Here is an 11,357-nt window from a genome sequence, read left to right as displayed (position 1 = left end):
ATTGCGGATGGCGACTGATACTACCGTTGTCATGATCGTTCGCAGGCCTCTCTGTTTCGCCGCATCTCGCGAGATGGCATGAGGTCCGAGAAGATCCGTTCCGCCCAACAGAACCCGGAAAAATGCAGATAGAGTCTCAGGCAAGTTTGTCCGCACACACCCTAGGGCAGAACGTGCAAGTTTTACACTTCCCACTTTGGGTGAGGGTGATTTCCACCATGGAGATTGCCGTTCGCGAAAGGCGAGATAGATATCGGCTATGCGGACCGGACTTTTCATCGCAGGCTGCCTTGCCGTCACCATGCCCTCGATCGCACCGGCTGCCCAGGAGGGCGGTGTCCGTGCGAGCAGCCAGGCCGCGCCCGATCCCGCATTCGTTGGTCACTATTACCTTTCCGGAATAATGGAGACCGGGTCCGAACTCCTCTTGCGGGCGGATGGCAGCTTCGAGTGGTACATCTCCTATGGCGCGCTGGATCAGTTCTCCCACGGGCGCTGGCATCGCGAGGGCGAAACGATCGTGCTGGCGGCACGCTTGCCGTCCCGGGACAAACCGATGTTCGGCTATCTGGATACGCAGCCCTGGTCTGCGGAGGCCGCCGCTGCGGCGCAGGGGCCGGGCGAGCGGCCTGGAGGACTGGCCGTGCGGGTGATCGATCCGCGATCGGGAGAGACGGCGCACGGGGTCACGGCCGCCCTGCGCTTCGCCGATGGCAGCCAAGCCGAGGTAACGACGACCGGGAGTGGTCCCACCGTGGTCGCGGACGTTCCCGATGCGGACCTTGTGTCCGTGCGGCTCAGCGCGCCTTATGCTCCCGGACGCGATGTAGACCTTCGCATCCCGCCGGTCCGCTCGGGCGAAGTGCGTTTTTCGATCGATGTCGAACAGTTCACGGCATCGCCCTTCGAACGGATGATCTTGCAGATCGATGGCGATACCCTGCTTCCCGTCGAACTCGGGCGCGGGCGTTACGCGCGTTGAAGCAGTAGGCCCGGGAACTTGTCTCGCCTGGAGTCGATATCCATCGCAGTCCGTTAGAGGCGTGGTGATGTATCTTCGAGCCTTTCCTTTCCTGTTGCTGCTGGCCGCGCCGGACCTTGCGATGGCGCAGGATCGGGAGTTTTGCCCCGACCGTCCCGGTATCGGCACTCCCCCATGCACCATGGACAAGGGGCGTTTGTCCTTCGAAACCGGACTCGGGGACTGGACGCTGAACCGCGACGCTTCCGGGCGGGAGGACACCTTCGTCTTCGGAGACTTTCTGATACGCGCCGGAGTGGCCGATCACGCCGAGATCCAGCTTGGCTGGACCAGCCTGGGTTTTGCCCGCAACCGAGATGAAGCAGGACGGATCGACAAGCGCAGCGGCACGGGAGATGCCATGTTGGCGCTGCGACGGAACTTCGCCAATCCGGACGGTTCGGGTTTCTCGGTTGCCGTCATGCCGTTCGTCACGCTGCCGGTCGGACGCCAGCCCATCGGCGCAGGAGACTGGGGCGGCGGCGTGCACCTTCCCATTTCCTACGACGTTTCCTCCGTCATCAAGCTGGAGATGGTTCCGGAGCTGGATGCCGAAGTGGACGACGACGGCCACGGCCGCCATCTCGCTTTTGGCAACGTTTTCGGCGTCTCCGCAAACCTGAGCGATACCGTTTCCGCCACGGCGGAGTACCGCTTGCGCGAAGTGCGCGAGGCGGGCGACCATCATGCCGAGCATCTCTCCGGGCTGTCGCTGGCGTGGCAGACGTCCGATCGCTTCCAGATCGATCTAGGCGCCAATGCCGGGCTGGATCGCGACGCGGACGACTTCGAACTCTATATGGGAATATCGCGTCGCTTCTGATGCCTTGGTGCCGGATGCTGCACTGCGAAACAGGGGCTTGCGGCGGGGCAGCGCTTACGGCAATATGACGATCAAATTGGAGGTCTGCCCGCAAAGGCGCAGGTAGGCATCCGACAGCCCGCGAGGCTGTTCAGCAAGGCAACGACGCCATCGGTCGAACTCGAACAGGGTTCCGGCCGGTGGCGTTTTTTCGTGTGGGGAAGACGTGGCAAGCAGCAAGGTCAAAAGTGCATGCCCCTACTGCGGCGTAGGCTGCGGGATCGTCATGGACGTGGCGGACGGAAGGATCGTCAAGGTATCGGGCGACAAGTCCCATCCCACGAATTTCGGCCGGCTTTGCACCAAGGGCAGCACCTGCCACGTTCCGGTTACCGCACCGGGAAGAGCGGCAACCGCCTATGCCCGTATCGAAGGCAGCCGCGACCAGGGCGCGATCCCGATGGCCGAGGCCATCACCCGCACCGCGCAGGGGCTGCGCACGATCATCGACCGCGACGGGCCGGATGCGGTTTCCTTCTACGTTTCGGGCCAGATGTCCCTGGAAGCGCAATACCTTGCCAACAAGCTGTGCAAGGGCTTCATCGGCACCAACAACATCGAAAGCAACTCGCGCCTCTGCATGGCCAGCGCGGCGAGCGGCTACAAGCTGTCGATCGGCGCCGACGGGCCGCCGGGCTCCTACCAGGATTTCGACAAGGCCGATCTGTTCTTCGTGATCGGCGCCAACATGGCGGATTGCCACCCGATCCTATTCCTTCGGATGATGGACCGGGTGAAGGCCGGGGCGAAGTTGATCGTGGTGGATCCCCGCCGAAACGGCACGGCGGACAAGGCGGACCTGTTCCTCCAGATCCGTCCCGGAACGGACCTGGCCTTGCTCAACGGGCTGCTCCATCTCCTTTGGGAACAAGGCCTCGTCGATACCGACTTCATCGCCGCCCATACCGAGGGATGGGAGGCCATGCCCGCGTTCCTGGCCGACTATCCGCCCGCGAAAGTGGCCGAACTCACGGGGATTGCGGAAGCGGAGCTGCGGCAAGCCGCGCAATGGATCGGCGAGGCGGGCGCCTGGATGACCTGCTGGACCATGGGCCTCAACCAGAGCACCCACGGCACCTGGAACACCAACGCTATCTGTAACCTGCACCTTGCCACCGGCGCGATCTGCCGACCCGGCGCCGGGCCGTTCTCGCTGACCGGGCAGCCCAACGCCATGGGCGGACGCGAGATGGGCTACATGGGGCCGGGCCTCCCCGGCCAGCGCGGCACGCCGAGCGAGGCCGACCGCCGCTTCGTGGAAGATGCCTGGGGCATTCCCCGGGGTACCCTCAGGACCGAAACCGGCGCCGGCACCATCGCGATGTTCGACGACATGGCGCAGGGCCGCATCAAGGCCTGCTGGATCATCTGCACCAACCCGGTGGCCAGCGTCGCCAACCGCAAGACGGTCATTGCCGGGTTGGAAGCGGCCGAACTCGTCATCGCCCAGGATGCCTTCGTCGATACCGAGACCAACCGTCATGCCGACTTGATATTGCCGGGCGCGCTCTGGGCAGAGGCGGAAGGGGTGATGATCAACTCCGAGCGCAATCTCACTCTCATGCAGAAGGCGGTCGATCCCCCCGGTGAAGCCATGGCGGATTGGGAGATCATCGCCCGCGTCGCCTGCGAGATGGGCTATGCCTCGGCATTTTCCTATGGCTCGGCGGCAGAGGTTTTTCAGGAAATCCGCCAGTTCTGGAACCCCCGCACCGGCTATGACATCCGCGGCGCCAGTCATGACCGCCTCCGCGAAACGCCGCTGCAATGGCCCTGTCCGCCCGATGCGACGAGCGACCGCAATCCCATTCGCTATCTCAACGATGGTATGAGCCAAACGCGTCGCCTCGATGTCGACGGCGGATCGCCGGCCATCGCCTTTCCGACAGAAAGCGGCAGGGCCGTTTTCCTGCCCCGTCCGCATATGAATCCGGCGGAAATGCCTGACCCCGATTACCCCATGGTGCTCAACACGGGGCGGCTTCAACACCAGTGGCATACCCTCACCAAGACCGGCAAAGTCCCTGCGCTCAACAAGCTCAATCCCGGTCCCTTCGTGGAAGTCCACGCCGAGGATGCCGAAGCGCTGGGCGTTGCGGAAGGCGACATGGTGGAGTTGCGCTCCCGCCGGGGCAGGGCGGTCCTGCCCGCCGTGGTGACCGACCGGGTAAGGCCTGGAAACTGTTTTGCACCGTTTCACTGGAACGACGTGTTCGCTGAGGATATCTGCGTGAATGCCCTGACGAGCGACGCGGTAGACCTGATTTCGCTGCAACCGGAATTCAAGTTTTCAGCTGTGGCTCTCACGCGGCTATCCGGACCCGTCGAACAACCCTCGATGGCGTCGGTGCCGGACGAGGCATTCTCACGCCTTTCCGCGAGCATACCTGCCGCCGGCAACCTGCTGCCGTTCCAAGCCGCTGCAATCGATGCCTTCGCGCAGGTCATGGGGCTATCTCCGGGCCTGCCGCCGGAACTCACGACGGTAGAGAGGGACTATCTGACCGGCTTCATGACGGGGTTGCGGACCGCCGCTCCTGCTCTGGACGTTCCGATGCTGCCACGGTCCGCACCGCTCGATGGCGGCAGGCTTCACTTTGTGAACGGTCTGCTGGCCGGACTGTTCGCGCGTGTACCTTTCGCCGCCGACGAAGGCGAGGCGCCGGCCTATCCGGTATCGGCTGCTGTCGATGACGAGCCGACTTCGCAAGTCATGGTGCTCTGGGCTTCGCAGACCGGCAATGCCGAGAGTTTTGCCGAACAATGCGCCAGGCGACTTGAAGCGAAGGCCTGCCGGGTGCGCCTGGCATCGCTGGACAGCGTGAAGCCCTCCGAACTGGCGGATGCCGGACAGGCGCTGATCATCGCCAGCACGTTCGGCGATGGAGACGCGCCGGACAATGGTGGGCTGTTCTGGTCGTCGCTCCAGAATGAGGCTTCCTCGAGGATGGCCGGCCTGCGCTACTCGGTATTGGCCTTCGGCGATTCCAGTTACGATCAGTTCTGCGGTTTCGGGCGTAAGATAGACGAAAAACTAGATAAACTTGGCGGGATCCGCCTCGCACCGCGCGCCGATTGCGAACCGGATTACGAGGAAACGGCCGCCCAGTGGCTGGATGCCGTGCTGGGCGCCCTGCAAGGCAATCCCGTTCCCGAAGTGCCGACACCCGGCGTTGCGGAACCTGCCGTTTCCCCCGCTCCCAGCCCTGCACCCGCGAGGAAAGGCGCCGCTGACGGTGCCTATACCCGCAAGGCCCCCTTACGGACGCGCATGATCCGGAACACCCTGCTGAGCGGACTGGGAGCCGCCAAGGAAGTGCGGCTATTCGGGTTCGATCTCGCGGATCAGGGCTTCGCCTATCGATCGGGCGATGCACTGGGCGTCTGGCCGACCAATTGTCCCACGCTGGCTTCCGAGATCGTCGAACTGCTGAATCTCGCTCCCGAAACGCCGGTCACGGTCAAGGACGTGGGCGAAGTAGCGCTCTATGAGGCACTTTTGCGCCATTGGGACATCGCCAAGCCTACCCGCAACATTCTGGAACTGGTGGCCGAACGCTTGCCGGAAGCGGCTTTCGTGCCGCTGCTGGATCCGGATCGCAAGCCGGACTACGACCGCTTCCTGCGCGAACACCAGATTGCCGATGTCCTTCACGAAACCGGCGCGCGTCTGACCGCCAGCGATCTCATGAAGGTCATGCGCCCTATCCAGCCGCGCTTCTATTCGATCGCCTCCAGCCCCCATGTCCTTGAGGACGAAGTGCAACTGACGGTTTCCGTCCTGCGCTATGCCAACAAGGGAAGGCGGCGCGGCGGGGTGTGCTCCAGCTTCATGGCGGACCGTGCGGAAGAACTCGGCGCGGGCCTGTTCCTCCAGCCCGCCGCGCATTTCCGCCCGCCCAGCGATCCTGCACGCGCCGCGATCATGGTCGGGCCCGGGACGGGAATTGCACCGTTTCGGGGGTTCCTTCAGGATCGCGAGGCCACCGGCGCAACGGGCAGCAACTGGCTGTTCTTCGGCGAACAGCACGAGGCGACGGACTTCTACTACCGCGAGGAAATCGACAACTGGCGCCGCACGGGCCATCTCGACCGCCTGAGCCTGGCCTTCTCGCGCGACCAGTCGGAGAAGGTCTATGTCCAGAATCGCATGATCGAGGAGGGCGCGGAGATCTGGCGCTGGATCGATGGAGGAGCGAACTTCTACGTCTGCGGCGATGCCGGTCGAATGGCGAAGGACGTGGACCTGGCCCTGCGCCGCATCATCGCCACGCACGGCGGCCTTAAGCCGGGTGCGGTGGAAGACTACATCGCCCAGATGCGGGAAGACCGGCGCTATCTCCGGGATGTCTATTAGGCCCGGGCCTGAAACCTCCCGCGAGCTCTGCGCGTTGCCATGGTAACCGCAAAACGGCCGATGTGGAGAGCAGCAATGGCAGCAAGGGAATTCAACCCGCGACCAACGGCCTTTTCGCGCCGCCTTGATGATATCGCCTCGGAAACGGATAGAAACGGCATGGCGACCGTCGTAATGCCTTGCTCCACGGAAAGCCCCGTCACGGAGCCGGTAAGGGACAGGGCGGGAACGTTCCTGGCCTGGATCCTGTCTCGCCGGGATGCAGAGCGTGGCCAACTTGCGATCGATTGGCCCGAACTCGCATCGTCAGGCCGGGAACCCGCGCGCGAATGACGAGTTCGGTGGTTCTCTCGACAAGGAGTGCAACATGCCGACAGCAAAATTCGAAACCCCCGAGGGCGACGAGATCGAGGTCGATCCGGCCGATGTCGTGAACATCTCGCAAGGCGCCGAAGACGAAACCACCGTAATAGAGCTGGATGACGGCGAAGAACTGGTGGTCGTCGCCACCAGCTTGGAAGTGGCTGCCGAACTCGGCCTCGATCCGCTCGATTTCGCGGATATCGACGAAGACGAACCCGTCGAGGACTATGACGACGAGGACGACGATCTCGAAAACGAATGATCGGGCTCCGGCGTATCAGGGCCGGATAGCGAAGGCGGAATGAAGTGAAGGGCAGCGGCACCTGCGCAATATCTGGAGAATTTATGCTCGAACATGTTCCACGCTGGCTCGGTGCGCTGATGACGAATGTGCGGGCAGGTCATGCGAAGCTCGCCATCGTGCAGGAAGAGGTGGCGCGCGATGCCGGGTTCATCGATCTTTCAAGCCCGGCCTTCGCCAACGGCGGGCGCCTTGCCCAGCGCTTCACGGCCGATGGCGAGGGCGTCTCTCCACCATTGATCTGGGGCGAGGTGCCGGCCGGAACGGTGAGCCTCGTGCTTCTGGTCGAGGATCCTGATGCGCCGGTACCGAACCCGCTGGTCCATGCGCTGGTCTGGAACCTGCCGCCCACCGCGCGAAGGCTCGCGGAAGGAGAGATCGTCGCGGATGGGATTGGCGGTCCTGATGGCCGTGACGTCGGCCGCAACAGCTATTTCCTGGAAGGCTGGCTTCCGCCCGATCCGCCGCCCGGACATGGCGTACACGATTATGTGTTTCAACTCTTCGCACTGTCCGAAGCCATCGATGTGGACGATACACCCGGTCGATCCGAGGTCATCGGCGCCATCAGCGGCCGGGTATTGGCCGCCGGCATGCTGGTGGGGACTTATTCGCGCGACGAACCTGTTCGGGTCGATAGTCGGTCGGAAGCGGCTATCCCGGCGGCTGCATCGGGTATTGCGCCGGCCTGAAACCACTGAGCCTGAAACCACTGGGGCCGGACGGCACGCGTCCGGCCCCAGCTTTCCATATGGAGGATATCCATGCCCAGAGGGGACAAGAGCAGCTATACCGACAAGCAGAAGCGCAAGGCACAGCATATTGAGGAAGGTTATGAAGATCGTGGCGTAAGCCATGAAGAATCCGAAAAACTGCCTGGGCTACCGTGAACAAGGAATCCGGTGGAGGAAACAAATCGGGATCCGGACGCGGCAAGCCGGACAAGCATGTCTCAGCGTCCCGAGGCGGAAAGGCGCAAAAGTCGGGATCGTCGGAACAGCGCTCCGCTGCGGCGCGAAAGGGCTGGGAGACCCGCCGGCGAAACGGTAACGCCTGATTGAGCCCTGATCCAGCCTAGCCCAGCCTAAGATTGCGCAGCGCCGCGCCGGGGTTCGCCGTGCCAAGGAAAAGGGCGCTGGCCCATGGAGCCTGCTTGACTACGAACCAGAACAGCATCGGCACCGCCACACTCGCGACGATCAGCAGCGGTTCGAAACCGATGCCGGCCTGGCGCAGCGAGAAGTGCAGGAACTGGTGAAGGAACATCACGGTCATCGAGGATGCGCCGATCACTTCCAATGGGCGCGCCAGCCATGGTATCAGGCAAATGGCCTTCATAAGCTGAAAGAACAGCCAGGTGATGGCGATCGCCAGCGCCATGCCGATGATCGGCGGGCCGGGCTCAGCATACTTCAGATCCATTCCGAAGTGCGTTCCGAACATCCCCGCCACCAGCGACAGGGTGATGACCGCAACACACACCAGCCATGCGCCAGGTAGCCCAAGGCGGCCTTCCTTCATCAGGTTTCCGAACCAGAGAAACGGCAGGCCGAAGGGTACTACTCCGATCGCCCACGGGGTGGGCAACCCCGGCGCGGCCAGCCACAGGGCGTAACCACAGACATAGATCAGGATCACAACGGCGACGAGCCGCGGATTGCTTGCGGTTTTCCAGCGCAATAGCATGGCGTTGTAGAGAATCTGTGTGAAGAACAGGCAGGTCATGAACCAGAAAACGCCGAAATCGCTTTTCAGGTACTCTCCACCCAGGATCACGGCTTTAACGCCTGCACGCGTCAGATAGGGGTTGGGCAGGTGAAAGAGAATCGACCTCAGGGAGATAAGCGCCAGAATAAGAGCGAGAAACGCTACATAAGGCACTATAAGAGATAGAACTTTTCTCTCCGCCAGAGCCATCGGCGGGCGCACCGAAAACAGCAGCCCGGATACGACGAAGAACATCGGCATGCGGAAAAGTCGAAGAAACCACACGATTTCCGGCGACATCGGCGATTTGGAATCCGCACAGACGTGAAGCACCACCAGCAGGATGATACCCAGGCCCTTGCAGGCCTCCAGCCAAGCGATACGCTTATGGCCTGGACGGGTTTCGAGTGCCTTGGCCCTATTCACGAATGGCTCTCCTGGGCACGGATGTGCCGTTGGAATTCGACCCCGCTCGGGCCATCGTCTTGCGACTGGCACTGTTAGTCGCCCCGCCTCCTTCGTGCGATAATCCTTTAAGATTCCGCACTAACCCCTTGTCGCCGGCGTTGTAAGGAAAGGGAAAATCTCCACTGTCAAAGCACTGTGGTACGATGCCCGGCGGGCCTGCATAAACCGCACGAAACTGCGCATGCGCACCGCTACTCCAGCAAGAGCGCCCGGCGCGGCGACAGGAGCGCTGGACAGTCTCTAGAGTATAGTGGCGAGCGGTTTTGGCATGCTCTAGACTTCGGTCGGATCGCCAATCGTCCGGGAACAAGCTTTTGAACCGCCTTGGAAAGCGCATCTTGAACAGACTGCTCCCCCGGCCGGTGGCGGCGCGGTTGTGGAGCGCGGCGCAGTATCGGCAGAATTTGCGCCAATTTCCCGTGACGTCTTCCCGGCCTCACGGGCTGCCCGGCGAGTTGGTGGTGTCGCTGACATCCTATCCGGCGCGCTATGCCACGTTGCACCTGACGCTGGGCAGCCTCCTGCGGCAGGAAACCCTGCCGGACAGGATCGTCCTGTGGATCGCGGAAGGCGACGTAGCCGCCTTGCCGAAGAAAGTGCACGGCCTGCTCGATCGAGGGATCGAACTGCGCGTCGTCGACGATGCGCGGAGCTACAAGAAGCTGATTTTCGCGATCCCGGCTTTTCCCGATGCCTACCTCGCCACGGCCGACGACGACGTTTTCTATCGGCCCGACTGGCTGACCGATCTGGTAGAAGGGCAACGCGGGGAGGGGCCGGTGATCACCTGCCATCGCGCGCACCGGCTGAAGCAACGGCAAAGCGGCGAAATAGCACCCTATCACGACTGGGAATGGGACGTTCAGGATCCGCAGGCGAGAATGCCCGGCGTCGATCTCATGCCTACCGGGATCGGCGGCATTCTCTACCCCCCCGGCGGCCTCCATCCCGACGTGGTCAGGCGCGATCTGTTCGAGCGCTATGCGCCCTCGGCCGACGACTTATGGTTTTACTGGTGTGCGCGGCGGGCCGGCACCCCCTATTGCAAAGTGGGGCCGCGCTTCGACCAGACTGCCTGGCACTCATCGCAGAAGGAGCGGCTCTACGATCACAACCGCCGCGAAAACGATTTGCAGGTAGCGGCACTCGTGGAAGACTTCGGCAATCCATTGCTAATGCCAGTGGCAAGGAAACCCGGAGTGGCTTCCACCGGCTGATCCGGCATTCGTGATCTGGCCTCATGAGAAGCGCCGGTAGCTATTTATGGTCATTGATCGCCTTGGAAAGCACTGCCTAACAGGGGCACCACACCAGAAGGACGGATGGTCGCGTGACATCGATTTGTGTCGTGATTCCATTACATAACAAGGGTCCGCACATCGCCCGTGCCCTTGAATCCGTCCTGCGCCAAACCAGGCCGCCGGCCGAGGTGATCGTTGTCGACGACGTATCGAAAGACGATGGGCCTCAGATCGCGCGCAGCTATGCCGGGGTTCAGGTGCTGACCCGAAGTACCCCGGGGCCCGGCGGCTACGCGGCGCGCAACCTGGCGATCCGAACCGCGCAATCCGACTATGTGGCTTTCCTCGACGCGGACGACGAATGGTCTGATAACCATCTGGAAACAATAGATCTAATGATCCGCGCCTCGCCGGCGGATACGGCCATGTTCGGCACCGGCTATGATGAGATCCATCCGGGCGGGCGCACGATCCCCGACGTCTACCGCCGCTCAGGAGGACGCGAGCGGCTGCTGGGCTTCCCCGATTTCGTGGAGGCCTGGCTCGATGCGGGAGAGTGCCCGGTGTGGACCTCGGCCATCGCGGCCAAGCGAAGCGCGCTGCTGGATGCGGGGCTCTTTCCGGAAGACCGTTGCCGCCGGGGGGGAGACAAGGATCTGTGGCTGAGGCTGGCGCGCCAGGGCCCGGTCCATGTGAACCCCGTGCGCACGGCCGTATACTTTAAGGATTCGCAGAACATGGTGACCGCGCTTTCGCACGACAACCTCTGCCATTGCATGATCGACACCATCGTGAAGCTGGAGGCAACGGAACCTTCCTCCACGCGCAAGCTGCTGATCAGGCTCGCCAATCGCGAGACCTATCAATATGCCTTGCGCACCGCGAAAAGCCAGCGGGTCAGGCGGGCGAGCTGGAAGCATTTCCAGCCTTGGTACAATCCGCTGCAATTCGCGATCCTGCTCGGTCTGTCGTCACCGCTATGTCAGCCGTTGGCGCGGATCGGCCTTCGGCTGAAAAAGCTCTTGGCCGGAGCTTGA

Annotated in this window: 9 protein-coding genes and 1 pseudogene; 9 read left to right on the top strand and 1 reads right to left on the bottom strand. The window is 62.7% G+C overall.

Annotated features, from left to right (window positions below):
- Positions 1-259: 259 nt before the first annotated feature.
- The 7 genes and pseudogenes from RT424_RS09880 (at position 260) to RT424_RS09850 (ending at position 7,961) form a co-directional block, all read left to right on the top strand.
- The gene (locus RT424_RS09880) at positions 260-982 is read left to right on the top strand and encodes a hypothetical protein (RefSeq protein ID WP_313437067.1); all 723 of its coding nucleotides are present in this window, start codon (positions 260-262) and stop codon (positions 980-982) included.
- A gap of 67 nt (positions 983-1,049) precedes the next feature.
- Complete coding sequence (locus RT424_RS09875) at positions 1,050-1,844, top strand: transporter (RefSeq protein ID WP_313437064.1); 795 nt, start codon at positions 1,050-1,052, stop codon at positions 1,842-1,844.
- A 205-nt stretch (positions 1,845-2,049) separates the two neighbouring features.
- Positions 2,050-6,240 (top strand): bifunctional nitrate reductase/sulfite reductase flavoprotein subunit alpha, encoded by a 4,191-nt coding sequence (locus tag RT424_RS09870; protein WP_313437061.1) that lies wholly within the window; start codon positions 2,050-2,052, stop codon positions 6,238-6,240.
- 159 nt (positions 6,241-6,399) lie between these two features.
- Positions 6,400-6,573 carry a hypothetical protein gene (locus RT424_RS09865; RefSeq protein ID WP_313437058.1) on the top strand — a complete coding sequence of 58 codons (174 nt, stop codon included), beginning with the start codon at positions 6,400-6,402 and terminating at the stop codon, positions 6,571-6,573.
- Between the two features lie 34 nt (positions 6,574-6,607).
- Positions 6,608-6,865, top strand: coding sequence for a hypothetical protein (locus RT424_RS09860; RefSeq protein WP_313437055.1), 258 nt, complete (start codon positions 6,608-6,610; stop codon positions 6,863-6,865).
- A gap of 83 nt (positions 6,866-6,948) precedes the next feature.
- Positions 6,949-7,596 carry a YbhB/YbcL family Raf kinase inhibitor-like protein gene (locus RT424_RS09855; RefSeq protein ID WP_313437053.1) on the top strand — a complete coding sequence of 216 codons (648 nt, stop codon included), beginning with the start codon at positions 6,949-6,951 and terminating at the stop codon, positions 7,594-7,596.
- A gap of 72 nt (positions 7,597-7,668) precedes the next feature.
- Positions 7,669-7,961, top strand: a pseudogene (locus tag RT424_RS09850) (plasmid stabilization protein).
- A gap of 17 nt (positions 7,962-7,978) precedes the next feature.
- Here the strand turns inward: RT424_RS09850 and RT424_RS09845 are convergent.
- Complete coding sequence (locus RT424_RS09845) at positions 7,979-9,037, bottom strand: acyltransferase family protein (protein ID WP_313437050.1); 1,059 nt, start codon at positions 9,035-9,037, stop codon at positions 7,979-7,981.
- 380 nt (positions 9,038-9,417) lie between these two features.
- Between RT424_RS09845 and RT424_RS09840 the strand changes: the two genes are divergently transcribed.
- Positions 9,418-10,296: a hypothetical protein gene (locus RT424_RS09840; protein WP_313437047.1), complete on the top strand. Its 879-nt coding sequence runs from the start codon at positions 9,418-9,420 to the stop codon at positions 10,294-10,296.
- Between the two features lie 113 nt (positions 10,297-10,409).
- The gene (locus RT424_RS09835; RefSeq protein ID WP_313437044.1) at positions 10,410-11,357 is read left to right on the top strand and encodes a glycosyltransferase family A protein; all 948 of its coding nucleotides are present in this window, start codon (positions 10,410-10,412) and stop codon (positions 11,355-11,357) included.

Source organism: Novosphingobium sp., assembly GCF_032093395.1.
Classification (GTDB): domain Bacteria; phylum Pseudomonadota; class Alphaproteobacteria; order Sphingomonadales; family Sphingomonadaceae; genus Novosphingobium.
The sequence above is the reverse complement of the archived record's forward strand: the minus strand, read 5'-3'. Positions and strand labels throughout refer to the sequence as shown.

Coding starts and splice junctions, on each gene's coding strand:
- RT424_RS09880 (WP_313437067.1), top strand. CDS start 260: ATGCGGACCGGACTTTTCATCGCAGGCTGCCTTGCCGTCACCATGCCC.
- RT424_RS09875 (WP_313437064.1), top strand. CDS start 1,050: ATGTATCTTCGAGCCTTTCCTTTCCTGTTGCTGCTGGCCGCGCCGGAC.
- RT424_RS09865 (WP_313437058.1), top strand. CDS start 6,400: ATGGCGACCGTCGTAATGCCTTGCTCCACGGAAAGCCCCGTCACGGAG.
- RT424_RS09860 (WP_313437055.1), top strand. CDS start 6,608: ATGCCGACAGCAAAATTCGAAACCCCCGAGGGCGACGAGATCGAGGTC.
- RT424_RS09855 (WP_313437053.1), top strand. CDS start 6,949: ATGCTCGAACATGTTCCACGCTGGCTCGGTGCGCTGATGACGAATGTG.